Origin of the sequence: Alcanivorax jadensis T9 (assembly GCF_000756655.1) — a bacterium.
In the GTDB taxonomy this organism is placed as follows: domain Bacteria; phylum Pseudomonadota; class Gammaproteobacteria; order Pseudomonadales; family Alcanivoracaceae; genus Alcanivorax; species Alcanivorax jadensis.
Window position 1 is genome coordinate 40734 of record NZ_ARXU01000010.1, and the last position, 25126, is coordinate 65859.

Here is a 25126-nt window from a genome sequence, read left to right on the forward strand (position 1 = left end):
TCTCCCGAAAAAATTACGCAGTCTGTGGCTGCTCAATAACGTCGGCCTGCGCCGGTGAAGCACCCACGGCACGCAGACAGAATTGGGTCAGGGATTCCGCCAGATTGGCTTTTGGCAGAGGGTCGGATAATGGACCCACCAGGGCTTCGGCAATGGCACCCACCAGGGCCGCCGCGCTGATCGCAGTATCCTGAATCGGTAACTCCCCTTGGCTAACACCGTCACTCAGCAACTGCTGATAAAGTGCCGCGTAGCGCTGGCGATAGGTGAGACGCTCGGCATCCACGGCCGGATCCACCGGCTCGGCGATTAGCGACCAGGCCAGCCGGGGGGCCGCCTGGGCCCGCTGCACGAACACCTGCAACACATGGCTGAGCCGTTCGGGAAAACTGCCGGCGTGCTCCATGGCCTGTGCCACTGCCGCGACCTCCCGCTCGGTGGCCACGCGAAAGACTTCCGCCGCCAGCACCGCCTTGTTGTCGAAATAGCGGTACAGGGTGCCCACCCCCACCCCGGCTGCCACAGCCAGGGTCTGCATGGTGAGATTGGCAAAGCCCCCCTCACGCACCAGTTGCTCAGCGCTGTGCAGCAGATGGTCACGCTGGGCCGCCTTGCGGGCCTTGACGTTGTCGGTTTCCCGGTAAGCCATAGTCGGAATCCATATTCACTTCTTATTAAAAAGTGAACCATGATTCCGATCTTCAGGCAAGAGCCGCCGGTCGTGCGGTTAGGCGTTCGCCATAGCGTAAAAACCCTCCCTCACCGTCTACGAAGCCGTTGTAGGAGCGGCGCTTGAGCCGCGAATCCGAGCCTTGGCGAGGAAATAGCGTGTCAGCTTTCACCAGAACGCAAAAAGAAAGCCTGTTGCAATACGATACCTGCCCCCTTTGAACGATCCCGCGCTTAGGCGCGGTTCGCGGCTCAAGCGCCGCTCCTACAGAAACCCCGTCACCACCCCCAACGCCGCCATGCCCAACACCATTCCCCACAGCGGCACCGCCTTGCTGCGCAGCACCGCAAACCCCGCCACCACGATCAACAAATCCCACAGATCATGCACGGCAGAGACAAACACCGGCTGATACAGCGCCGCCAGCAACAGCCCCACCACCGCCGCATTGATCCCCGCTACCGCGCCGGCCAGGGCCGGTCGGGAAGAGAGCCATTGCCAGCCCTCCATCAGGCCCAACACCAGCAGGAAACCGGGCAGGAAAATCGCCAGGGTGGCAAGCAGCGCGCCCCACCAGGGACTGGCCGGCAGCAGCACCGCCCCCAGGTAGGAGGCCAGCGAGAACATGGGGCCGGGCACCGCCTGGGCAGCGGCATAGCCGGTAAGGAACTGATCCGGCGACATCTGCGGCCCTACCAGTTCCTGTAGCAGGGGTAACACCACATGGCCGCCACCAAATACCAGGGAGCCAGCGGCGAAGAAATCGTTCCACAGACCCAACACCCGTCCGGACGGCAACAGGGCAACAATGGCGAGCAGCGCAAACGCCATCAGCGGCCAGCGGCGCCACACCAGTTTACCCGTGAACGGTGTCGCCTGATCCGGACGCAACCACCGCCAGCCAATGGCGGCGGCCACCAACAAGGCCAGCATCTGCCCGGCCAGCGCCGGCCACAGCACCAGCTGCATGGCCACCAGCGCGGCGATGGTGCGGGTCAGCCCCCCGGCACAGAAACGCTGCCCCATATTCCACACCGCATCGGCCACCACGATAACCGCCAGCCACTTCAGCCCGGTGATCGCCCCACCCTGCAGCCAGTCCGGCAGAGAGGTGGCGTAGATGCCCAACAGGGCCATCAACAAAAAAGACGGCAGGGTAAAGGCAACGAACGCCGCGAAAGCCCCAGTTACGCCGCCGCGCACCCGGCCGATGGCAAAGCCCAACTGACTGGACGCCGGCCCGGGCAGAAACTGGGTCAGTGCCAGCAGGCGAGCAAACTCCGCCTCATCCAGCCACTGCAATTCCTCCACGAAGCGACGATGAAAGTAGCCCACATGGGCGGCAGGCCCGCCAAAGCTGATCAGCCCCAGCACCAGAAACTGACGAAAGATATCGGTTATCACGTACGAGAATTCCCATTGAAATTTCACCAGAACCTAGCACAGTTTGCCGGCAGGCGGATGTCAGTGCCCGGCGCCGCCAGGTATACTCGCCCGATGCAATCCGATGCCCACTCCGTTCTCCAGCACGTCTTTGGCTATCACCAGTTCCGCGGTGAGCAGCAGACCATTATCGATAGCCTAATCCAGGGCGACGATGCTCTGGTGTTGATGCCCACTGGCGGCGGCAAATCCCTGTGCTACCAGATTCCGGCACTGGTGCGCCCCGGCATCGGGGTGGTGATCAGCCCGTTGATCGCGCTGATGCAGGACCAAGTGGATGCGCTCAAGGCACTGGGCGTCAAAGCCGGCTTTCTCAATTCCACCCTGAACATGGAGCAGCAGCGGGCCCTGGAAGACGCCCTGCTCAAGGGCGAGCTGGACATGCTGTACATCGCCCCGGAACGGCTGATACAGCCGCGTACCCTGTCGCTGCTGCACCAGGCACAGATTGCCCTGTTTGCCATCGACGAAGCTCACTGCGTCTCCCAATGGGGCCATGACTTCCGCAACGATTACCTGCAACTGTCCCTGCTGCACCGGGAATTCCCCAATGTGCCGCGCATTGCCCTGACCGCCACGGCGGATCAACGCACCCGCACGGAAATCGCCGAGCGGCTGGACCTGACCCGGGCTCGCCATTTTGTCTCCAGCTTCGACCGCCCCAATATCCAGTACCGTATCGAACGCAAGGACGGTGCCCGCAACCAATTACTGCGCCTGATTCGTGCCGAGCACGACGGCGACGCCGGCATCGTTTACTGCCTGTCGCGCAACAAGGTGGAGCGGGTTGCAGAATGGCTGTGCCAGCAGGGCGTCAAAGCCCTGCCCTACCACGCCGGCCTGCCCGCACAAACCCGGGAAACCCATCAGCAGCGTTTCCTGCGTGAAGATGGCCTGGTGATGGTGGCCACCATTGCCTTCGGCATGGGCATCGACAAACCGGATGTGCGCTTCGTGGCTCACCTGGACCTACCGAAAAGCATCGAGTCCTACTATCAGGAAACCGGCCGCGCCGGGCGCGATGGCGAGCCCGCTACTGCCTGGATGGCCTATGGTCTGGAAGACGCCATCAAACTCAAGCAGATGCTGGCCCAAAGCAGCGGCAACGAGCAGCACAAGCGCAACGAAAACCAGCGACTGGAATCCATGCTCGGGCTGTGCGAAATCACCCAGTGCCGTCGTCAGGCGCTGTTGCACTATTTCGCTGAAACGCTGGAAAAGCCCTGCGGCAACTGCGACACCTGCCTGAACCCGCCACAGACCTTCGATGCCACCGAAGCGGCGCAGAAAGCCCTGAGTTGTGTCTACCGCACCGGCCAGCGCTTCGGCGCCAATCACCTGATCGATGTGCTCACCGGCAACCGTTCCGACAAAGTGGCCAGTGCCGGTCACGACCATGTGTCCACCTGGAACATCGGCAATGAATTCAGCGCCAACCAGTGGAAAAGCATCTACCGGCAACTGGTGGCCCGCGGCTTGCTGACCGTGGACATGAACGGCTTCGGCGCCTTGCAGCTCACCGACCTGTGCCGTCCCTACCTGCGCGGCGAGCAGCCCCTGCACCTGCGCAAGGAACTGGCCAAGGCCAAAAAAGCCACCACACGACGCACCCACTCCAGCATCGCCGACGCCGACCGGGAGCTATGGGAAACCCTGCGCGCCTGCCGTAAACGGTTGGCGGACGAAGAAGGCGTGCCCCCCTACGTGGTCTTCCACGACGCCACCCTGATGGACATGCTCGCCATCCGCCCGCGCAATCGCATGGAAATGGCCGCCGTCAGCGGTGTCGGCGACCGCAAGCTGGAACGCTACGGGGATGAGTTTCTGGCCATTCTCAACGGTAACGATGATGCCACCGGTGTCGCCGAGCCCGCCGGCCCTGATGGCAACGAGATCCTTGCCCTGGCCCTGGCCAACATGAGCCCGGCCGCCATTGCCCGCCAGCAGAACCTGAATGAACAAACCGTGTACCGGGAACTAGCGAAACTGGTCACCGCGAATCAACTCAGCCTGGAACAGGCTCTGGGCATCAGCGAAACGGAAATCGGCATTATCCAGGACGCCCTGCTCAGCCAGTCCAATCTGGCCGAAGACACCTTCAGCTACCGGCAATTGAAAGAGCAACTGGCCGACGACTGGCCCACCGGGGTGCTGCATTGCGTGCGGCAGGCCATTCTCGCCACTGTATAAGCCTTCATGTACCCATAAGCCGGAGGTCAGTCATCCACCGGCAACCGCTTTAAAGAACGGGAAAACTGCAGGATCAGGAAATTGATCAACGACAGCACCAGGGCAATCTCATACCGGCTGTAAGCCACCGAGATGCCGATGGCGCCGGTATTCCACAGACTAGCCGCCGTGGCAGTACCACTCACATTGGCACCATCCTTTAAAATCGCACCGCCACCGATAAAGCCCATACCGGTGATGATGCCGTACATGACCCGGGCTTCCGCATCCGAGCCCGTGTATACCTGCATACCCACCAGCATATAGCCACAGGCCGCCACAGAGACCAGCGGAAAAGTGCGCAGACCCGCACCACGGGCTCGCTGCTCCCGGTTCCAGGCCACCGGCAGTGCCAACAAAAAGGCGATGCCCAGTTGGTACAGGTGGGTAACGACTTGATTCCAGTCCAGCTCTTGCATCAAGCCTCCTCCCTCTCAGTCAGTATTGCCATTGTGACCCTGGCTACGCCAATCATTGCAATCCTTTTTGTCACACCCTGTAAGCAAAAGCTTACAGCGCAACAACAGAGCATTCCGGCCCGGCAAGCTAATCTTGACCTTGTTTAAAAAACAAGCAACGGGGTGATTCATGGAATACGAAGAGCAGCTGGATCTGGAATGGGTACCCGAGGCCGTAGAGGGTATTTTCGAAGATGCCCATGCGGATCATCCCGGCCAGTGGGAATCTTTTGACGCCGACATGGCCAGCGCCCACGCCGCCTGAGCGTCACCTCCGACCACGTTCCCGACTTATGGCGCTTTAACCTGGCCAGTTTCCGGGAGACAATACCCCCATGGACGTAATCTGGATCAGCCATCGCGGCCTGCACCAGCGCCATGTGGAAAACAGCCTGCACGCGTTCGAGGCCGCCGCCGAAGCCGGCTTTCACACCCTGGAAACCGACCTGCGCACTACTCGTGACGGGCTTATCGTCCTGCATCACGATCCCGCTTTGATTCGCACCGCCAGCAGTGATGCCATCATCGAAGAGATGGATTCGGATCGTTGTATGAGCCACCGCCTCAACGACGGCCAGCCACTACTGACCTTCGATGACTTTGCCCGCACTTTTACCGAGCAACGCTGGGTGCTTGATATCAAACCCGAGAGCGCTGAACGCACTCTGGGCGCCCTGCGCAACTGGGCGGATCAACAACAAAAAGGCGATTGGCTCTGCCGCCAGGCACGCTTTCTGCTCTGGCATCCCGATCACACACGACGGTTACGCGAGCTCTTCCCCGCGGCCATTACCATGGCCCCCCAGAACGAATGCCGGCGGGCCGGCCTGTCCCTGTTGATGGGCCTCAGGCCGCTGGCAGCCATCCGCAACGGGCGCACCTATTCCCTGCCGCCGGTCTTCCATGGTCTCCCCCTGTTCCGTCGCTCCCTGGTGGATGCCTACCACCACCTTGGCGGCCGGGTGCTGGCATTCCTGCCAGAGGGACAAGAGCAGCAGCGCCAGGCGCTCCGCTCCGGGGTTGATGAGGTGCTCAGCAACACACCGCCACTCGGCTGATCACCTTTATTTCGCCACTCAGCAACGCTATCGGCAACCAGACCGCCGGGCTCGTGTTCCTGCCCCGGATCGGGTAGGCTTGCCGCCCCTTCTTAAGTTAGACCCAATTTCATGCCTTTTACTTCCCTTGGACTGGGGGATGACCTGTTGGCCGCTGTTGCCGATCAGGGTTATCACACCCCGTCACCGATCCAGGCCCAGGCCATCCCCGCCGTACTCAGCGGCCGTGATGTGATGGCCGCTGCCCAGACCGGCACCGGCAAAACTGCCGGGTTTACCCTGCCCCTGCTGGAGCGCCTGCGCGCCGGCAAGGCCGCCAGCAATAACCAGGTACGTGCCCTGGTACTGACCCCCACCCGGGAGCTGGCCGCCCAGGTCGCCGAAAGTGTGGCCACCTACGGCAAGAATCTGCCGCTCACCTCCACCGTGGTATTCGGTGGTGTGAAGGTGAACCCACAGATGCAGCGCCTGCGCGGCGGCGCCGATATCCTGGTAGCCACCCCCGGGCGCTTGCTGGATCTCTATCAGCAGAACGCGGTGAAATTCGATCACCTGGAAATACTGGTGCTGGATGAAGCGGACCGCATGCTCGACATGGGCTTCATCCATGACATCCGCAAGATCCTCTCCAAGCTGCCACCGAAACGGCAGAACCTGATGTTTTCGGCCACCTTCTCCCCGGAGATCCGCGCCCTGGCCAAGGGCCTGGTGAACGATCCCGTGGAAATCGATGTGAGCCCGCGCAATACCACCACCGAGCTGGTCACCCAATGGATCGCGCCGGTGGACAAACAGCGTAAGGCTGCCCTGCTCACCCACCTGATCCAGGACAACAACTGGTTCCAGGTGCTGGTCTTCAGCCGTACCAAGCACGGCGCCAACAAGCTGGCCAAGCAGCTGGAAAGCAACGGCATCGAAGCCGCCGCGATCCACGGTAACAAGAGCCAGAATGCCCGCACCCGCGCACTGGCAGACTTCAAGAACGGCAAGATACGCGCGCTGGTCGCCACCGACATCGCCGCCCGCGGCCTGGACATCGAACAACTGCCCCAGGTCGTCAACGTGGATCTGCCCAATGTGCCCGAAGATTACGTACACCGTATCGGTCGCACCGGGCGTGCCGGCGCCACCGGCCAGGCCATTTCCCTGGTCAGTGCCGATGAAGCCCAGCAGCTGAAAGATATTGAGCGGCTTACCCAGCAGCAGCTGGAGCGCAAGATTGTCGCCGGCTTTGAGCCTGGCGAATCACTTCCAGCAGCCGGTGCTCTGCAGCCGCCGAAGCGAAAACGTCCGAAGAAACCCAAACCGGGTGGAGGAAACGCTGGCGGCGGAAATGCCCAGGCCCGCAACAACAACGGCGGCCAGCAACGTCAGGCAAGACCGGGGAACGACAGCAATCGTCCAGGTAACAGCCAACGGCGACGCCGCCCCTCAGGCAATCGCCGACCACAGACCCAGCAGTCCTGAACAAGAAAAGGCGCCAATAGGCGCCTTTTCTTTAGCTTCTAGCTAAAAGCTCGCAGCTGATTGATTTATCGCTGCCGCAGCAGGCCCTGATAGTGGGCCATATACCCTTTCAGCTCGTCATTGCTCAGATCCTTGAGCACCTTGTTGTTCACCGCATGCACGGCCTTGCGGCTACCATCAATCCCCACATTCAGGGCTTTCTGGGTCACAAAGCCGATTTTGACTTCCTTGGTGTTGGCGACAAAGACTTCATCGATAATTTTGTCCGACATGGCGCTCATCACCCGGGTAACCAGGGCCACGTCTTCGGTGCCCTTGCCTGCCGCACACAGCTCGGTGGCCTTGCGGAAATCAGCGGCAAAGCTGTCTTCCACCGGGAAAGCGATACTGGCGTGATTATCGTTGTCGTCGCCAGCCTGCCAGTACATGGCCTTCACGTTCTTCACCACCGGGGCGAATTCCGCGTTAGACACCTTCTTGAAAATTTGGCGGGTGAGCATGCTGGATGCCTTGCCGGCGGTGGACACGGCAAAGTCGATCACCTTCTTCTGGCCCCCGGACAGCTCGGTCATGTTGGCCGGCTCCACCAGGAACAGGCTGAGAATCCGGTCGGTAAGATGATCCACCATGTGAATGAACTTCTCGGCACTGTCTTTACGATCGTGCTCGACGGCATGAAGGAAATCTTCGGTGCTGTTTACCAGCGCCGGGTTAGCGGGAATCGCCACCACGTTCTGCATTGTTATATCCTTGCCTTGCAAACAGTTGCTGTCACTGAAAAAACTCATGATAGCTGGGCGTTGGCCCGAGGGGAAACGCCGATCGGGCCGGAATAACAAAGCCTATACGATGGCGATCATGAACCCGGCAATGAAAGAGGCCGCAGTAGCGCCGCGTACCAAGCCTGAATCAAAAGCATTTTCACCACAGAGGGCACAGAGCACACAGAGAAAAACCGGTTTTCCCTCAGTGATCTCTGTGCCCTCGGTGGTAAATCAGTCTTTGGTATTTAATTGCCGGGTTAACTGGCGTCCTGGCTGGCACCGGGGTGGCGAACCGTTTCCGCAGAACGGCCTGCTGCGCGGATATCCACCTGGGGCGAGGTAACCATGGTGCCGTCCATGGCACAGTCCGGGCCCAGCGTGACCGCGTCAAACGTGGCCGAGCCATCCGTGTTTCCCCACACCAGTGATACTGGCTCCGGACCACAGACCCCCCCCAACAGTGGCACCCTGACCTTGACCTGCATATCGTCCACCGTGAGGCGCCCCGGATGATCCACCTGCCCCTGCCAGGGCAGCGCCAGCGCCTTGATACTTTTGCACAACGGATTCATGCCACCGAAGATGACCTCGGTAACCCGAATGGCGCCCTGCTCACTGACCTGGCCGTTGAAAGTGGTATGGCAACTGACCGGGATAGCGCCTTTCTTCATGGCCAGTTTACCGCTGGCAGAAAACGCCCCCGCCGGAGCCACCGTCACGTCTGCACTGGCCACCCCGGCACACGCCCAGGCCATAACCGCCCCGGCAATGATGTTCCTTATCATTATTGTTATTCCCTAGCGATGTGTTCACCGGCATGGTGGCATGATGGAGAGAGACGCCCCAAGCCAGCCGGACGCAAAACCACGACCGCTCGGCAGTTTTTCTTAAGGAGCCTCTGAATAACTCCTTAACGCCAGGCTACAACAGCTGGTAACCGATACTCCCCAGCACCGCCAGCACCACGGCCCACTTGGCTGTCACGTAGAAGGTCTTGTTCTTCCGCTTTACCGATTTCAGGAAGCCCTTGTAGGCAATCACCCCTTTGCCCAACTTGTTACCCACACCGGTGTGGCTGCTATCCAGATTATCGATGAAAAACAAGCGGTTGAAGAACCAGCCGAAGTACCAGTACACCTTCTGCACCCACTTCCATTTCATCGGTCGGTCCACGTCAGTCATCAGGATAATCCGCGGCGTCTCGGTGCGGTTCCAGGCGGAGTGGATGTAGGTTTCATCAAAAATGATGCTGTCGCCATCACGCCAGATGTAGTCATCCTCATTGACCGTCAGGCCACAGCCTTCATCATTGGGCGTGCTCAGCCCCATGGAATAACGCAGGGTGTAGGCGAACGGATCATGGTGACGATTGAGCTTCTTGCCCGGCATCAGTACCGCAAACAGGGCAATGTTCATAGACGGCAGCTGATCCAGCAGGGCCATGGTTTTCGGCGCCAGATCGTAGGCAGAGGGCAACTTGTTGTCGTACACCTTCAGGTAAAAACTGGTCCAACGACCATCCTTGTAGAAACTACTGGCTGGCAAATCATCCTTGGCGGCGATCTTGCCTCCTTCATAAAGCGCCAGCGCCTCGTCGCGAATGGTTTCCCAGTTGTCCTCGATCAGCTGCAGCTCGGGAAAATGGTTCACACCGATGCGCGGCGTGGTAGGCACCTTCGACAACAGGTAGGCCGGGATATTGAACGGCACCATGAAAGTGGAAAAATCCGACAGCTGCCGCTTGAGCCCGAGCGGCTTGCGATTGCGCACCCGGATAAACACAATGCAGCCCACATAGAGCAGCACACAGACCACAATAACGGCCATAACCTGTACCTTTATTCTGCCAACGGGGCTTTAACTGCCCGAAACGGGCCACCCGGAAAATGAATGGGCGGGATTTTACCTCAATTCAGCCGGTAAAACCGGAGGCACATCGGTAATTTGCTGCCGCTGCTCGACACCACCAGCCCGTTTTGAGGGGGTCAGGGAGTTATGAATCAGGCAACACTTCCTCGAACCGGGACAACCCCACCTGCAGACGCACCTTGACCAGAGACATCGAGGACAGGCACAGGCCCGAGACGAAAAAAGCCTCTAAAAAGAGGCTTTTCCCGATGCAAATTGAGCGCAGAAACGCTCAGGAAAGATTACTTGCCAGCGTCCAGCGTCTGGTAATAATCCATCAGAATCTGTGCTACTTCCGGGCGGGAGAACTCCTGCGGGGGGGCAATGCCCTGACCCAGCATCTCACGCACCTTGGTGCCTGACAGCAGAACAAAGTCGTCCTTGGTGTGATCAGGCACGTCGCGCATCATCACCACGCGTCCGAGTTTCTTCGAATAGGCGGTGTGATCGGCCTCGAAGATTTTAATTTCCAGAGCACCCGCTGGCACTTTCTCCTGGAAGATGGTTTGTGCGTCGAAGGCGCCGTAATAATCACCGACACCGGCATGGTCACGGCCAACAATCAAATGGCTGCAACCGCAGTTCTGGCGAAATACCGCATGCAGAACGGCTTCACGGGGACCGGCGTACAACATGTCAAAACCGTAACCGGTAATCATCACGGTGTTGGGCGGGAAATACACTTCCACCATTTTGCGAATGGAGGCATCACGCACGTCGGCCGGAATATCACCCGCTTTCAATTTGCCCAGCAGCATATGAATCAGGATACCGTCAGCGTTCAGCGCTTCCTGGGCCATACGGCACAGTTCTTCGTGGGCGCGGTGCATCGGGTTACGGGTCTGGAAAGCGACCACATTATTCCAGCCACGCTCCACGAACTCGTTGCGGATGGACACCGCGGTGCGGAAGGTATCGGGGAAGTCGTCAGCAAAGTAGGAGTAGTTCAACACCTGGATATCGCCGGAAACGATAAAGTTGCCTGCGGCCAGGAAATTGGCCACACCCGGGTGCTGCTTGTCGTTGGTGGCAAAAACCTGCTCGGCCACGGCTTCCAGTTCGGCGTCAGACGCTTCTTCGATGGCGGCTACATCCATCACCGCAATCACCGGCTGGCCGTCCACATTGGGATCGCGCAGGGCGATGCGCTTGGCGCCTTCAATGGCGCTGACATCCTGCAACATATTGACGATCGGCACGGGCCAGAACAGGCCATCGGCGGTGGTCAGGTTTTCCGCCACTGACAGCATGTCGGCCTTGTTCATATAGCCAGACAACGGGGTGAAATAACCGGCCCCCATCATCACCGCATTGGCGGCAGCTGCCGAGCTGATCACTACTGAAGGCAGTGATTCCGCTTCATGCTGCAAGGCAACGCGCGCAGCTTCATCGGCGACGTACAAGGGATTCAATGCGTCCGCACCATGCGGCTTGACCAAAGCGACCATCTATTTACTCCAAATGCTCAATCAACGGGGTATCCATATCGCGGCGCAGTATAGCAAAGGATAGGCAACAGGTCGGCCCGGAGAGAGTGACAACAGCGGGAAAAGCGGAAAAGCAAGAACAAAACCAATAAAATCAAATGGTTAAAATAACACTAGCGAGATTCAGCGGCCCACTTTTTTCACTCATTTATCGGCATAGCAAGCATGGCCACTGTCAACTCAACCTTTTGTATTACCCTCTTTCCGCCAAATCACAACTCCTAGCCAACAGCCTATGAGCAGAATGGCCCCGGATTCAGCCAAACAATACCGGGTTATACAATCGGCGGCTCACCGGAAAGGGTCGGCCCCTCTTCGATATCGTTGGTGAACACTTCCAGCGACTGCGCCACTTCACTGACTTCCTCGAAGCGGGCAATGTGGTAGAGGGCTTCGCCTTCGTTCACCAGCGGCATGTTGTTGCGCCCCACCAGGATGCCGGCGGCCGGAGAGTGGATGTTGACGTCATCGCCACCGAAGGGGCTGGAGATACGGCCGATCAGGTCGTCTTTCTTGATCCAGGCCCCCAGTGCCACCAGTGGCAGAAAAACGCCATCGCGCTCGGCACGCACCCAGCTCGAAGAGCGGGCGATATAGGGTTCGCTGGGCACCTTGGCGCGACGAGCGCCAGTCATGCCCAGGTGCTGAAGAATGTTGAGAACGCCTTTAACCCCAGCGCGGATGCAGGACTCGTCGAAACGCAGGGCCTCGCCCGCCTCATAGGTAATCACCGGGATGCCCTGGGCTTCAGCCACTTCCCGCAGCGTACCCTCGCCCAGTACCGAGTTGATCACCACCGGTACGCCAAAGGCGTTGGCCATGGCGGCAGTGCCCTCGTTGGACAGGTCAGCGCGGATCTGCGGCAGGTTGGCACGGTGCACGGCACCGGTATGCAGGTCCACGGCATGGGTAGCCCGATCCAGCACCTGGCTTTTGAACTGCCAGGCCATACGCGCGCCCAGGCTGCCGGTTTCGGAGCCAGGGAAGCAGCGATTCAGGTCACGGCGGTCCGGCAGGTAGCGGGTCTTGTGAATGAACCCGAATACGTTGACCACCGGCACCGCCAGCAGCGTACCGCTGAGGCTTTTCAGGGCGGAATGGCGCAACAGGCGGCGGATGATTTCCACCCCGTTGAGTTCGTCACCGTGGATTGCCGCACTGACCATCAGCACCGGCCCGGGCTTGCGCCCGTGGATCACATGAATGGGGACATTCAGGGGCGTCTGGGTATAGAGCTGCGCCAACGGCAGCTCCACCTTGGCCCGGGTCCCAGGCTTGACGCTGACGCCATCCAGTTCAAACGGCAATACTTTCGGTTCTTTGGTATTTTTCATTTTTCACCCGAAACAGCCACTACATTACATCCACTGTAGGAGCCTCGCTTGAGAGGCGAACTCTACGATGCAAAACCTTCGCGCCTCAAGCGGCGCTCCTACGGGAGCGAGGATCAGCCCTTGGAGCCTTTTGTCTGAGTCCGGTAGGGACGCGCATCCTTTTCGATGAAATTGATGACCATGCTCGCCACGTCCTTGTTGGTGGAGGTTTCGATACCCTCCAGCCCCGGGGAGGAATTCACCTCCATGACTAGCGGACCATGGTTGGAACGCAGGATGTCTACACCCGCCACATTCAGCCCCATGATTCGGGCGGCACGTACAGCGGTGGCGCGCTCTTCCGGGGTAATACGGATCAGGCTGGCGCTGCCGCCGCGGTGCAGGTTGGAACGAAACTCGCCGGGCAGAGCCTGGCGCTTCATGGCGGCGATCACCTTGCCACCCACCACGAAACAGCGAATATCAGCACCGCCAGCTTCCTTGATGTATTCCTGCACCATCACCGATACGTTCAGGCCCATAAAGGCCTCGATCACCGATTCCGCCGCCTTGCGGGTTTCCGCCAGCACCACGCCGATGCCCTGGGTACCTTCCAGCATCTTGATCACCAGGGGGGCACCGCGAACCATGTTGATCAGGTCGGGAATATCATCCGGGGAGTGGGCAAAACCGGTAATCGGCAAGCCAACCCCCTTGCGCGACAACAGCTGCGACGAACGCAACTTGTCTCGCGAGCGGGAGATGGCGACCGATTCATTGACGGGAAACACACCCATCATCTCGAACTGGCGCAGGACTGCCGTACCGTAATGAGTGATGGAGGCACCAATCCGCGGAATCACCGCATCAAAGCCTTCCAGCACTTCACCCTTGAAGTGAATTTCCGGCTTGTGAGACACCATGCTCATATAGCAACGCAAGGTATCAATCACATGCATTTCGTGGCCGGCCGCCTCGCCCGCCTCCACCAGTCGGCGGGTGGAGTACAGTCGCTTGTTTCTCGAAAGAATGGCAATTTTCATGGTTGGTCTTTATTTCCACCTAGAAGAAAAGATGCCGTGGGATCGACAGCAATCTCGCCCATGGCGGTTCGTCCCAACAGCATACGGAATTTCATGTTTTCACGATCAGTCAGGGTGATTTCGATGGGCCAACGGCGCCCCCCTAACTCGATATGGGTGAGGATCACCGGGCGCTCTTCCTTGTGGCCACCGGAATCAGTGACGACCCGGCGGTCCAGCACCACGGCCTCGCAATGGCTGACCTGGTCCTGGCCCTGGATCGGGTGGATGGAAAAACGGACCCATTCCTGGTTATCGCGCTGAAAACTTTCTACCTGGAAGGCATGCAACGCAGAAGTACGGGCCCCGGTATCCACCTTGGCCTTGATCGCTTCAATGTCCAGTTCGGGTAACGCTACCCATTCCCGCCAACCGACGGTGACCTTATTTACCAATCGAGAACCCCTCAGTCCCTTTCCAGCAATTCGATCTTGTAGCCATCCGGATCTTCTGCAAATGCCAGGATGGTACTGCCGTGTTTCATGGGGCCAGGTTCGCGGCTAATGCGCCCGCCCCGGTCGCGAATACGCTCACAAGCAGCGTACACGTCGTCCACCGCCAGGGCCACATGGCCGTAGCCATCCCCCAGGTCATAGCGGGTCTGATCCCAGTTCCAGGTCAGCTCCAGTACCGCTCCTTCCGATTCCGGCTGGTAGCCGACAAAAGCATTGGTAAAGCGGCCTTCCGGGTAATCCTTGCGGCGCAGCTCCTTCATGCCGAGCACTTCGGTATAAAAGGCCACGGATCGATCCAGATTACCCACGCGCAGCATGGTATGCAGGATTCGCATGCGTCATTCGCTCCTGATATCAGCAATTTCAGCGGGCACGGGAGCCCTGACTTGTTACAGGGCGAATAGTGGTGGCAGAGGACAGGATTGACAATGAAAAAGTGGGGTTTGCGACGGTGAAGGCTGTAAAACATTCCGGTAATCGCCGCTCATTACGGACATTCAGGGGCATCCCCCTTTCCATAACCCGCCGCAGGAGCGTCGCTGGCGGCGCGAACCGGAACGAAGTGCAGGTAACGCCCGCGAGGGCGGCCCAAGGGTGCACGAAGTGCATAAACCCAAGCTCAGAAAATATGTATCACCACAGAGGACACAGAGATCACTGAGGGAAAACAGGTTTTCTCTGTGTGCTCTGTGCCCTCTGTGGTGAAAATGCTTTTGCCCGAGGCTTGGTATCGCGCCCCCAGCGACGCTCCTACGGGCAGCGCCTTTTGCATCGTGACTCAGGGCAGGAACAGGCTGCCCTGTGCCTCTACCCACGCCTCCGGCACACTGCCCTCGCGGATGCGCTGGGGGTGATCGCCCACGTCCACACGGGCCACTTCCTGGCCGGTCTGGTAGTTGAACACGGACATCTGATCGGTACCGCTCCAGGACACATAACAATGGTTGCCGTCGGCACTGGTGGTCACCCAGTAGGGCTTTTCGCCGATACCGGTTTTCAGCTGGTGGGAGAAATCCTCGCGATCCACCAGCGCCACGTAGTCGCTCATGGTGCCAGCCACACACAAGGTGGAATCGTCCGCACTCATGGCAATACCGTGATGAGCGGAATCATTGACGTAGAATTCCCGTGGCAACCCGTTGGTCAAATCCGGCAACTCGGCCAGGCGCAGCACTTTTTCTTCCTGCATGTCGTACTCGATAAACCCGTGCAGGAACGACAGCTGAAAGTAGAAATAGCGCTCGTCGGCAGTGTGCGCCATGGGCCGCACCGCCGTACTGAGGTTGTCGTAACCAGCCTCTGCCAGATCCGCTTCCAGATCCAGCTGCTTGATGATTTCCAGGCTGTTGGCGTCCACCACCTGGAACACCCGCTCGCCCTTGGTGGCATCCAGCAGGTTCTGCCCCAGCAGGCCATCGGTGAGATCACCGATCAGTTGATTATCCAGCGGCGTGTAAACAGTGCCGATACTGGCGTGGTAGATACGCTCACCGTCCTCGGAATAGATATTCTCGTGGGGAGAATCCCCGGAAGGGAAGCGGCCGAGTTCCTCTCCGGTTTCCACATCCAGAATGTGTACCACATTGCCGGTGGAAGCGGACACCGCTACCTGGGTGCCATCCGGAGACAGGGCCATATGGTCAGAGCGATAGCCATCCACCAGGAATTGCCAGGCGATCTCACCGCTGACCACGTCGATGGCCACCACATCCGCATAGCTGGGCCGGGAAACGATCAGCAGACGACCGTCCGGCGAACTGTACATATCGTCCACATACTGGTGATTGCCTTCGCCGATCAGTACGCGAATGCCCTGGAAAAACAACAGATCCAGCGGATTGAGGGCAATTTCCTTCTCTCGTGCCGCCTGATCCGGGATACCGCTGATACGGCCAAGGCGCTGATAGGTCTGGGCATCGATGACATCGATCACGCCTTCCCAGTTGTTGCCCACAAAGATTACCCGCCGCGGGCCATCTTCAGTCTCTTCCGGCACCTCCTCGGCCACCTCATCCGGGGTGTCCTCCTGTGGTGGCGCCTCACGCTGGGCCTCATCGACATCGGTAGCAGCAGGCGTTGCGGAATCACTGCCGCCCCCGCCACAGCCACCCAGTAGCGACGCGGCCAGCAGAGTCAGTATCCCCAAGCGAACAATGGAAAAGCGGTTTTGCCCGATAGTCATGGCAAGGTCCTCGATCAGCCTGTTGTTGTGAGTATGTTGCTGCACTCAGGCTAATTGAGACTACCGTGCAAATTAAATGCATTTTCCTTGTCGTTATGTAACCGCAAAGACCGAACACCGGGCACAAAAAAAACCGCCGCAGCCTCTCGGCTACGGCGGTTTTCCGTATTGCATGCAGCGTGAAGCGTGCCGCGTTTCTTTAACTCAGCTTGCGGCCGTTCTTGGCAGCAATACGCAGACGCAGGGCGTTCAGCTTGATAAAGCCTTCCGCGTCTTTCTGGTCGTAAGCACCGGCATCGTCTTCGAACGTGGCGATAGAGGCATCGAACAAGCTGTCATTGTCAGAGCGACGACCGACCACAATGGCGTTACCCTTGTACAGTTTCATGCGCACTTCTCCGTTAACATGCTCCTGGGTCGCATCGATCAGCTTCTGCAGGGCCAGACGCTCTGGGCTCCACCAATAGCCGTTGTAGAGCAGCTCAGCGTACTTGGGCATCACCGAGTCTTTCAGGTGGGCAGACTCGCGATCCAGAGTCAGGGACTCGATGGCGCGGTGGGCCGGCATCATGATGGTGCCGCCCGGGGTTTCGTAACAGCCACGGGACTTCATGCCCACATAGCGGTTCTCGACGATGTCGAGACGGCCGATACCGTTGTCGCCACCCAGTTTGTTGAGCTTGGCAAGCACTTCGGCAGGGCTCAGGCTCTCGCCGTCGATGGCCACAATATCACCCTTCTCATAGGTGAGAGTGATATAGGTGGGCTGGTCCGGGGCCGCTTCCGGGCTCACGCTCCAGCGCCACATGTCTTCTTCCGCTTCCCACCAGGGATCTTCCAGGTTGCCGCCCTCGTAGGAGATGTGCAGCAGGTTGGCGTCCATGGAGTACGGGGATTTCTTTTTCTTGGTGGAGAAATCCACCGGGATATTGCGCTCTTCGCAGTACGCCATCAGCTTCTCGCGGGAGTTCAAATCCCACTCCCGCCAAGGAGCGATCACCTGAATGCCCGGGGCCAGGGCGTAGGCACCCAGCTCGAAACGCACCTGGTCGTTGCCCTTGCCGGTGGCGCCGTGGGAAATGGCATCAGCACCGGTTTCTTCGGCAATTTCCACCAAACGCTTGGCAATCAGCGGACGGGCAATGGAGGTGCCCAGCAGATACTCACCTTCATAAATGGTATTGGCGCGGAACATGGGGAATACGTAATCGCGCACGAATTCTTCGCGCAGGTCTTCAATGTAGATTTCCTTCACGCCCATGGCTTCTGCCTTGGCGCGGGCCGGCTCCACTTCTTCGCCCTGACCGATATCGGCGGTAAAGGTCACCACCTCACAGTCATAGGTATCCTGCAGCCATTTGACGATAACCGAGGTATCCAGGCCGCCGGAATAGGCCAGTACCACCTTGTTGATCTTGGACATTGAAAGACTCCGCATGTGAGAGGCCCCGGATCAGGCGCCCCCCGGTGAATCGAGGCCGCGTATTGTACCCGCCCTGCCCGGCTGGCGTCATCTCTGATCCGCTTTCGCGCCTGTTGCCCCTGCTGGCTTTCCGGTAGCATAGCCCCCTCTCGCGGCTGCCCAGGGCAGTCAGACGGGATTTGTGTGTCTGATGGAGTGATCATGAATGATCAGCACCCCAGCCTGGCGCTGCGGTTTCGGGGCTTTTTGCCAGTAGTGATAGATGTGGAAACCGGGGGCTTTAATGCCCAGACCGACGCGCTGCTGGAAATCGCCGCCGTCCTGATTGATATGGACGCCCAGGGCTACCTGCGTCCATCCACCCGCATCCAGTTTCATGTGGACCCCTTCCCGGGAGCCAACATCGAGCAAGCTGCGCTGGATTTTACCGGCATTGATCCGGACAACCCGCTACGGGGGGCTGTGCCCGAGGAAACCGCCCTGAAAGGCGTGTTCGAGCCGGTCCGCAAGGCCATCAAGCACCATGGCTGCACCCGCGCCGTGCTGGTGGGGCATAACAGCTTCTTCGATCAGGGCTTCCTGAATTCGGCGTCGGAACGAGCCGACATCAAGCGCAACCCTTTCCACCCGTTCTCCAGCTTTGACACCGCTGCCCTGGCCGGGCTGGTGTATGGCCAGACCGTACTGGCCAAGGCCTGCGAAGCCGCCGGCATCCGCTTCAACCAGCGCGAGGCTCACTCGGCGCTCTACGATGCCACCCGTACCGCCGAGCTGTTCTGCTCCATGGTAAACCGCTTCAAGGACCTGGGCGGCTGGCCACCCCCTCCACCAAAGGATATGCCGCCGACGCTGGCGAAGCAGCTGGATTGAACTGGTTTTTTTACCACAGAGGACTCTCAGGACACCGAGAAAAGACTGGGTCTCACCTCTGAATCCCGGAACGCCACCTTTGATTGCGTAGGGTGCACTGAGCCTCAGGCGAACTGCACCGATCCGGCGTTTGATGGTGCAGTTCGCCTGAGGCTCAGTGCACCCTACGTTTGAAAACCGCAAAAGTTTGCGGCCAAAAAAAGGGCGACCCTAGGGCCGCCCTTTTTTGTGCTGCTTTCTTTTTACAGCTTGTCTGCGTTACCAGACAGGTACTCGGCCACGCCGTCCGGGGTGTCCTTCATGCCGGAATCACCTTTCTGCCAACCCGCCGGGCACACTTCACCGTGCTCTTCGTGGAACTGCAGGGCGTCGACCAGACGAATCAGCTCGTCCATGTTACGGCCCAGGGGCAGATCGTTAACGATCTGGCTGCGCACCACGCCGTTCTGGTCGATAAGGAACACACCGCGGAATGCCATGCCGCCTTCGGACTCAACGTCGTAGGACTGGGCAATGCCATGGTTCATGTCGGCGGCCAGGGTGTATTTCACCGGGCCGATACCGCCTTCGTTGACCGGAGTGTTACGCCATGCGTTGTGGGTAAAGTGGCTATCGATGGACACACCGATCACTTCCACGTTGCGCTCTTTGAACGCGTCCATGCGGTGATCCAGAGCGATCAGCTCGGAGGGGCAGACAAAGGTGAAGTCCAGCGGGTAGAAGAACACCAGACCATACTTGCCCTTGATGGCTTCGGACAGGGTGAATTCATCAACGATGCTGCCATCGCCCAGTACTGCGGGAACCGTAAAATCAGGTGCAGGTTTACCTACCAGAACGCCCATTGTTTCTCTCCATTATGACTAAATTGACTATCCGGCAATTGAGGATGCCGGAACCAACATTGAATCTGAGCAGCGATAATACAACGGCTGCCGCCACGCTGCATGGCACTATCATGGGGATTATGGCCCTGCTTTCAATGGTCCGGTGGCTTTTGAGGCCGGAATCGACCATACCTGCTCAAATAATCACCGGCTGCGCGACCATATGATCACCCCGGTCAGCGCCAGTATCACCAGTAACAAGGCTGCCAGGTCCATCACCAGTTGTCCTGCCCAGCCGAATACACGCCCGGCATGCAGATCCTGTAGCAGCCGTTGCCAGTTCAGCGATGCCGGCACACTGGCGGCCTGCAAACGGGGTTGCAGCACCGCCGGCAACGGCTCGATCACAGCAGGCTGCCAGTCAGACACTGCCAGCACCACGCTGTTCAGATTTTCCAGACCGAACCGCAGCAGCCGACTTTCTGTCTCCAGGACCAACGCTTCCCCGGCCACTCCGAGGCGGGTAAACGCGGGGACACCCTGGCCTGGCCGCAGCCGTTCCACCTGTTCGCTGCCCTGCAACAACAGTAGATCGCCACCACAACCGGCCACGGTCAGACCCTGCGCCGCTACCGCCCCCTGAAACGGAGCCAAACAAGACGCCACGGCACTGCCATCCATAAACAGTCGCTCACCCGTCTGGGCATACCAGTGCCCGTCCACCTGACTGCCATGAATCTGCTCCGATAGCGGCACGCCATAGCTACGCGCCAACCAGGACGGCAAGGGGTCATCGGCCCAGTCCAGGGACTCAATATGATTCAGCAACACCCCGGTGACCGACAGCACCAGCACCGGCAGAGCGACCAGCAGGCCCAACCAGCGATGCCAGCGACGCCAATGGCCTGTGGGTTTGCGTTGTTTCACCGGGCTTCCTCAATACTGTGAACAATCCGCTTCGATTGTAGGCGCTATGACACCGGAGCCAACACCGGGACAACCAGACCGATGAACAAAACCGTCAAGAGCACACAAACGGCGGACACAAAAAAACCCGGCGCGAGGCCGGGTCTTTTGTACGCGGGAGGACGACGCTATCAGGCGTTATCGCCGGCGTCGGCATCCACTGCGGCATCTTCAACCAGCTCCTTGAGCTGCCCGGAACGGTACATGTCCATAATGATGTCGCAGCCGCCGACCAGCTCACCGCCCACCCACAGCTGCGGATAGGTCGGCCAGTTGGCGTATTCCTTCAGGCTCTGACGGATTTCCGGCGCCTCCAGAATGTTCACGTAGGCAAACGGCTTGCCAACAGCGGTCATGGCTTCCACCACCTGGGCGGAGAAACCGCACTGGGGGAACTGCGGGGTGCCCTTCATGTAGAGGATCACCGGGTTCTTTTCGATCTGGTCTTTGATGACCTGGATAACATCCATACTGACTACCTGGCGGTTTGGGGTGTATTGGCTGTGGTTGGCCACTATTCTACCACTGATGGCCCTGCCCCTCCCAGATGGGGCCGGAACAATGCGGCTTCAAGGGTCTTCCATAACAGAAAAGGGGGCCGAAGCCCCCTTTTCCTCTTGCTGCGACAGGCAAATGCCTCAGAAGCGCACTTTCATACCCAGATAGCCGGTACGCGGCTTGTTCGGGCGGGCGCCGGCGGGATCGCGGGAGACGATTTCCTGATCGTCAAACACGTTATCCACCTTGGCATACACTTCCATATCGCTGTTCACGTGGTAGGTGGCCACTACATCCGCGACCACATAATCGCTGGTGCGCTTGAATGTCGTTACCTGACCAGGACGATCACAGCTATTGTCGATACACATACCCTCGGTGTGGCTGACGGACATCAGCGCAGACCAGGCTGCCGGTTTTTCCAGGCCGAAGGTCAAGCTGGCCAGATGCTCAGGCAGGTAAGGCAGTACATCGCCATCCAGTACGGACAGATCATCCGCATCCTTGGTGATTTCGCCATCGGTGTAGGTATAGGTCAGTCGTACCGGTGCCTGCAAACCGCTGTCACCTTTCCAGACCACGCTGTTCAGGCCCACTTCCAGACCTCGCACTTCGGATTCACCAAAGCTCTGGGTGCCGGAATCGTTACCATTCGGGCATGGGTTAGCGATAGAGCAGTTCTGAATGGTGTTTTCATAATCACTGTAGAACGCGATCACATCCGCACTGAAATTCTCGTTCCAGTAGCGGAAACCGGTTTCATAGTTGACGCTCTTTTCCGCATCGGTGCCTTTCTGGGAAGAAGCACCTGCCGGCGCAAAGCCCTGATGGACACCGGCCAGTACCGACCAGTTGTCATTGAGCAACCAGGTAGCACCCAGACCCGCCATCAGTTCTTCGTTACGGTTTTCAGTGCGGGCACTGACAGTGTTACGAGCCGGATCACCCCAGCGCTTGCTCTTGCTCTCCACATTCTCGTAACGCAGAGAGCCGGTGACGATAAAATCACCTACATAAGCATGGTCGATGATCCAGGCAGACATAGCATCGGCATTTTCCAGACGGTTATCACCGCCGGTGGGCAAGGTGGACGTCTGGTACACCAGGCTGCCATTGGTCTGATCAAAGGTATCAGTGGGCTGGTAGCGGTCCACTTCATCCTGGTGGTAACGGGCCCCGATAATCAGATCATTGTCCACAGAGCCGGTCTGGAAGCGATGGCTCAGTTCGGTCTGCACGCCCTCAGAAACGTACTCACGATTGTTGTTCTTGAACACCAGATCTGTGGCATCAGCAGTACCGCGCAGCACCGCCTGCTTGGCGCCACCATTCGCGTTGGCATCCGCCACAAAACCGCCAATGCCCTGGCCACCGATGCTGGCCAGCTTGTACCAGTTACGGTTGAACTCGTTGCGGTACACCACAGAGTTCAACTGGGTGCTCTCGTCAAACACCAGGGTATGACGCAGGGATACCGCATCCCGATCATTGTCCATCTGGTCAATGTCACTCATGCCGTAACGACGGTTGGCATCCCGTTCGAAATCCCGGTCGGTCAGGCCCAGATAGGTTTCGTCGGACACTTCCGTGGAGTGCTCCAGTTTCAATTCGAGCGACTGCTGGATATCAGCGGTTTCCGGCGCCTGCCAACGCAGCTTGGCGACATAATCACGCTTATCGAAACCTGCGTCGCGGTTGGAACGGTCGATGTCCTTGAAGCCCTGAGTGCGTTGCTGGTGCGCTTCCAGCATGAAGCCGAACTGGCCTTCGGTAGCGCCGTAGTAGGCGTGAGCCCGCTGGGCGCCATCTTCACCACCTTCCACATTCACCATGCCCGAAGCACGGGCAGGAATCGGGGTGGACAGGAAGTTGATCGCACCACCCACGGTAAAGGGACCATAACGCAGGGTATCGGGGCCTTTCAGCACTTCAACACCGTAGAAACGGCCGGCGCTGGGGAAGTAATAGGCAGCCGGGGCAGCATAAGGCGCCGGGGCAATCAGCACCCCGTCTTCCATCAGGGAAACCTTGCTGGAACGATCACGACCGGAACCACGGATACCGATGTTCGGGCGCAGGCCATAACCTTCCTCTTCCTGGAAATAAACGCCGGGCACGTCGCGTAGCATGCGGTGCACATCGGTGTTTTCTTTTTCTTCCAGGTCTTCGTTGGTGAGCACGTGGGCAGAGCCACTAACACTAAAGGTATTCTGGCGATCCCCCAGAATCTGTACCGGTTTCAGCTCATTGGCTTGGTCAGCAAGAGCCGGAGCGGCCCCGGTGGCCATGGCGGAGGCGATGGCACAGCAAAGCAAGCGGCGTTGTAAATGCATGGTTTTCTCCTTCCCAACGCAAGTGCAAAAATTGTAAAGACCGTAAGCGAAGGAAAGATACAGCGAAAAAGAATCAACATCAATCAAATATCATTCTCATTTACACTTCGTATCGCAATAACCTCCTCCACCAGGTGACGCTACGAGCAAACGATCACCGGCACGGGCGGTAAAGCTGGTTTTCGGTGGCAATAACTCCCCGTTATGACGATTTTCCCCGACCGCCCCAAGCTGCCCGCCTGCCAGCCCCCAGGGAGCATGGCGACGACGCTCGGTGAGCAGCGTTACCTGGGCATCGCCCAGAAACTCCAGCTCACGGACCAGGCCATCACCGCCCACAAACTGGCCGTCGCCGCCGCTGCCCCGGCGCACCTGGTAACGGTGTACCCGCAGTGGATAGTGGGATTCCAGGCTTTCGATGGGAGTATTGAGGGTGTTGGTCATATGACTGTGAACCGCCGACAGCCCCGGACCACGGGCATGGGCACCGGTGCCGCCGGCCATGGTTTCGTAATAGTCCCAGCCATTCTCACCAGCCGCGCCCATGGCCACATTGTTCATGGTGCCCTGGCTGGCAGCGGGAATCGCCTCTGGCGCCGCCTGGGCCAAAGCCCCCAGCACCACATCCACCACCCGCGAGCTGGTTTCCACATTGCCGGCAGCCACCGCCGCCGGGCGATTGGCATTCAGCAAAGAACCTTGCGGGGCGGACAAACTGATGGGCCGGAACAGGCCATCGCAGGCGGGCACATCATCGTCCATCAGACAGCGAAAGCAGTAATAGGCCGCGGCCGCCGCCACCGACAGCGGACAATTGATGTTCCCTGCCACCTGGTCGGCGGTGCCGGAGAAATCCAGGCGGGCCAGCTCCCCGGCGATGGTCAGGGTGACGGCAATGACGATGTCCTGCTGGCCCTGGCCATCGTCATCCATGTAATCCTGGAACCGGTAACAGCCATCCGGCAACGCCGCGATACGAGCCCGGGCGCGCTTTTCGCCATAGCGGTTGAGAGCATCAAAGGCGGCGACCAGATCCGCTTGCTGATCGGCCAGTTCCGCCAGGCGCCGGGCGCCGGCCTCGCAGGCACTGGCCTGGGCGACAAAGTCGGCGAAGCGGCGACTCTCCACCGGCAGTGCCCCGCTCTCCTCCAGCCCGGCCAGCTCCCGGCACAAGGGCACCTGCCACTGCCCGCCCCGTTTCAGCCAACTGGGGGCAATAACTATCCCTTCCTGGTCCAGACGGGTGGACACCGGCATGGAGCCCGGGCTGTGAGCGCCGATATTGGCATGGTGGGCCCGGGTCACGGCAAAACCGATCAGGCTGGCAGCTCCGAATACCGGGGCCACGACGGTCACATCCGGCAAGTGGGTGCCCCCCATATACGGATCATTAACCACCAGCAGGTCGCCCGGCTGCCAGTCCCGATCACTGACCAGATCCGCCATGGCGTAGGCCATGGACCCCAGATGCACCGGGATATGGGCCGCCTGGGCACACAGCCTGCCCTGTGCATCGAAAATGGCGCAGGAGAAATCCAGGCGATCCTTGATATTGGGAGACAGAGCGCTCAGACGCAGTACCGCGCCCATCTCATCACAGACCCCTGACAGGCGATTGGCAAAAATACTGAGCTGGACAGGATTCATAACGGCAATTGACAGTTGATAATTGATAGTTGGCAGCTAAAACCTG

Annotated in this window: 23 protein-coding genes; 5 read left to right on the forward strand and 18 right to left on the reverse strand. The window is 59.2% G+C overall.

All coding sequences use genetic code 11. From position 1 onward, the window contains the following. Positions 1–13 precede the first annotated feature (13 nt). The gene (locus T9A_RS12355; RefSeq protein WP_035248879.1) at positions 14–649 is read right to left on the reverse strand and encodes a TetR/AcrR family transcriptional regulator; all 636 of its coding nucleotides are present in this window, start codon (positions 647–649) and stop codon (positions 14–16) included. A 285-nt stretch (positions 650–934) separates the two neighbouring features. Beyond that, positions 935–2074 (reverse strand): chromate efflux transporter, encoded by a 1140-nt coding sequence (chrA, locus tag T9A_RS12360; RefSeq protein ID WP_456297570.1) that lies wholly within the window; start codon positions 2072–2074, stop codon positions 935–937. Positions 2075–2167: 93 nt separating this feature from the next. Here chrA and recQ point away from each other — a divergent pair, with 93 nt between their 5' ends. Beyond that, positions 2168–4303 carry a DNA helicase RecQ gene (recQ, locus tag T9A_RS12365; protein ID WP_035248882.1) on the forward strand — a complete coding sequence of 712 codons (2136 nt, stop codon included), beginning with the start codon at positions 2168–2170 and terminating at the stop codon, positions 4301–4303. A gap of 26 nt (positions 4304–4329) precedes the next feature. Here the strand turns inward: recQ and T9A_RS12370 are convergent, their stop codons facing one another. Further along, a complete protein-coding gene (locus T9A_RS12370; RefSeq protein ID WP_035248885.1) occupies positions 4330–4761 on the reverse strand; it encodes an MgtC/SapB family protein in 432 nt (143 codons plus the stop codon). A 169-nt stretch (positions 4762–4930) separates the two neighbouring features. Here T9A_RS12370 and T9A_RS17375 point away from each other — a divergent pair, with 169 nt between their 5' ends. The 3 genes from T9A_RS17375 to T9A_RS12380 all read left to right on the forward strand — a co-directional run bounded on the left by T9A_RS17375 (position 4931) and on the right by T9A_RS12380 (position 7325). Then, the gene (locus tag T9A_RS17375) at positions 4931–5065 is read left to right on the forward strand and encodes a hypothetical protein (protein WP_269530077.1); all 135 of its coding nucleotides are present in this window, start codon (positions 4931–4933) and stop codon (positions 5063–5065) included. Positions 5066–5135: 70 nt separating this feature from the next. Further along, positions 5136–5858 carry a glycerophosphodiester phosphodiesterase gene (locus tag T9A_RS12375; RefSeq protein WP_035248888.1) on the forward strand — a complete coding sequence of 241 codons (723 nt, stop codon included), beginning with the start codon at positions 5136–5138 and terminating at the stop codon, positions 5856–5858. Between the two features lie 111 nt (positions 5859–5969). Further along, entirely contained in the window at positions 5970–7325 is a 1356-nt protein-coding gene (locus T9A_RS12380; RefSeq protein WP_035248890.1) for a DEAD/DEAH box helicase, read from the forward strand. Between the two features lie 65 nt (positions 7326–7390). Here the strand turns inward: T9A_RS12380 and T9A_RS12385 are convergent, their stop codons facing one another. The 10 genes from T9A_RS12385 to T9A_RS12430 form a co-directional block, all read right to left on the reverse strand. Continuing rightward, positions 7391–8065 (reverse strand): hypothetical protein, encoded by a 675-nt coding sequence (locus T9A_RS12385; RefSeq protein WP_035248893.1) that lies wholly within the window; start codon positions 8063–8065, stop codon positions 7391–7393. 281 nt (positions 8066–8346) lie between these two features. Further along, the gene (locus tag T9A_RS12390) at positions 8347–8874 is read right to left on the reverse strand and encodes a PraA/PraB family alkane oxidation protein activator (protein WP_052042960.1); all 528 of its coding nucleotides are present in this window, start codon (positions 8872–8874) and stop codon (positions 8347–8349) included. Between the two features lie 136 nt (positions 8875–9010). After that, a complete protein-coding gene (locus tag T9A_RS12395; protein ID WP_035248897.1) occupies positions 9011–9916 on the reverse strand; it encodes an aspartyl/asparaginyl beta-hydroxylase domain-containing protein in 906 nt (301 codons plus the stop codon). Positions 9917–10239: 323 nt separating this feature from the next. After that, positions 10240–11445, reverse strand: coding sequence for a sulfate adenylyltransferase (gene sat / locus T9A_RS12400; protein WP_035248899.1), 1206 nt, complete (start codon positions 11443–11445; stop codon positions 10240–10242). A gap of 314 nt (positions 11446–11759) precedes the next feature. Beyond that, positions 11760–12818, reverse strand: a complete 1059-nt coding sequence (locus tag T9A_RS12405; protein ID WP_035248900.1) for a succinylglutamate desuccinylase/aspartoacylase family protein — start codon at positions 12816–12818, stop codon at positions 11760–11762. A gap of 113 nt (positions 12819–12931) precedes the next feature. Further along, a complete protein-coding gene (rimK, locus tag T9A_RS12410; protein WP_035248902.1) occupies positions 12932–13840 on the reverse strand; it encodes a 30S ribosomal protein S6--L-glutamate ligase in 909 nt (302 codons plus the stop codon). Then, positions 13837–14274: an ATP-dependent zinc protease family protein gene (locus T9A_RS12415; RefSeq protein ID WP_035248904.1), complete on the reverse strand. Its 438-nt coding sequence runs from the start codon at positions 14272–14274 to the stop codon at positions 13837–13839. The genes rimK and T9A_RS12415 overlap by 4 nt, the downstream gene beginning before the upstream one ends. Before the next feature lie 11 nt (positions 14275–14285). After that, positions 14286–14669 carry a lactoylglutathione lyase gene (gene gloA, locus T9A_RS12420; protein WP_035248906.1) on the reverse strand — a complete coding sequence of 128 codons (384 nt, stop codon included), beginning with the start codon at positions 14667–14669 and terminating at the stop codon, positions 14286–14288. A 443-nt stretch (positions 14670–15112) separates the two neighbouring features. Continuing rightward, positions 15113–16516: a YncE family protein gene (locus T9A_RS12425; protein ID WP_035248909.1), complete on the reverse strand. Its 1404-nt coding sequence runs from the start codon at positions 16514–16516 to the stop codon at positions 15113–15115. A 199-nt stretch (positions 16517–16715) separates the two neighbouring features. Further along, on the reverse strand, positions 16716–17939 hold the full coding sequence (locus T9A_RS12430) for an argininosuccinate synthase (protein ID WP_035248911.1): 1224 nt from the start codon (positions 17937–17939) through the stop codon (positions 16716–16718). A 201-nt stretch (positions 17940–18140) separates the two neighbouring features. Here T9A_RS12430 and rnt point away from each other — a divergent pair, with 201 nt between their 5' ends. After that, positions 18141–18809, forward strand: a complete 669-nt coding sequence (gene rnt / locus T9A_RS12435; protein ID WP_052042962.1) for a ribonuclease T — start codon at positions 18141–18143, stop codon at positions 18807–18809. A 242-nt stretch (positions 18810–19051) separates the two neighbouring features. Here rnt and T9A_RS12440 read toward each other — a convergent pair whose 3' ends face one another. The 5 genes from T9A_RS12440 to T9A_RS12460 all read right to left on the reverse strand — a co-directional run bounded on the left by T9A_RS12440 (position 19052) and on the right by T9A_RS12460 (position 25080). Continuing rightward, on the reverse strand, positions 19052–19654 hold the full coding sequence (locus tag T9A_RS12440) for a peroxiredoxin (protein ID WP_035248916.1): 603 nt from the start codon (positions 19652–19654) through the stop codon (positions 19052–19054). A 186-nt stretch (positions 19655–19840) separates the two neighbouring features. After that, positions 19841–20563: a PepSY-associated TM helix domain-containing protein gene (locus T9A_RS12445; protein WP_035248917.1), complete on the reverse strand. Its 723-nt coding sequence runs from the start codon at positions 20561–20563 to the stop codon at positions 19841–19843. Between the two features lie 170 nt (positions 20564–20733). Continuing rightward, positions 20734–21072 (reverse strand): Grx4 family monothiol glutaredoxin, encoded by a 339-nt coding sequence (gene grxD / locus T9A_RS12450; protein ID WP_035248920.1) that lies wholly within the window; start codon positions 21070–21072, stop codon positions 20734–20736. A 168-nt stretch (positions 21073–21240) separates the two neighbouring features. Further along, positions 21241–23433, reverse strand: coding sequence for a TonB-dependent receptor family protein (locus T9A_RS12455; protein ID WP_035248922.1), 2193 nt, complete (start codon positions 23431–23433; stop codon positions 21241–21243). A 96-nt stretch (positions 23434–23529) separates the two neighbouring features. Beyond that, on the reverse strand, positions 23530–25080 hold the full coding sequence (locus T9A_RS12460) for a hydantoinase B/oxoprolinase family protein (RefSeq protein ID WP_035248925.1): 1551 nt from the start codon (positions 25078–25080) through the stop codon (positions 23530–23532). Between the last annotated feature and the right edge of the window lie 46 nt (positions 25081–25126).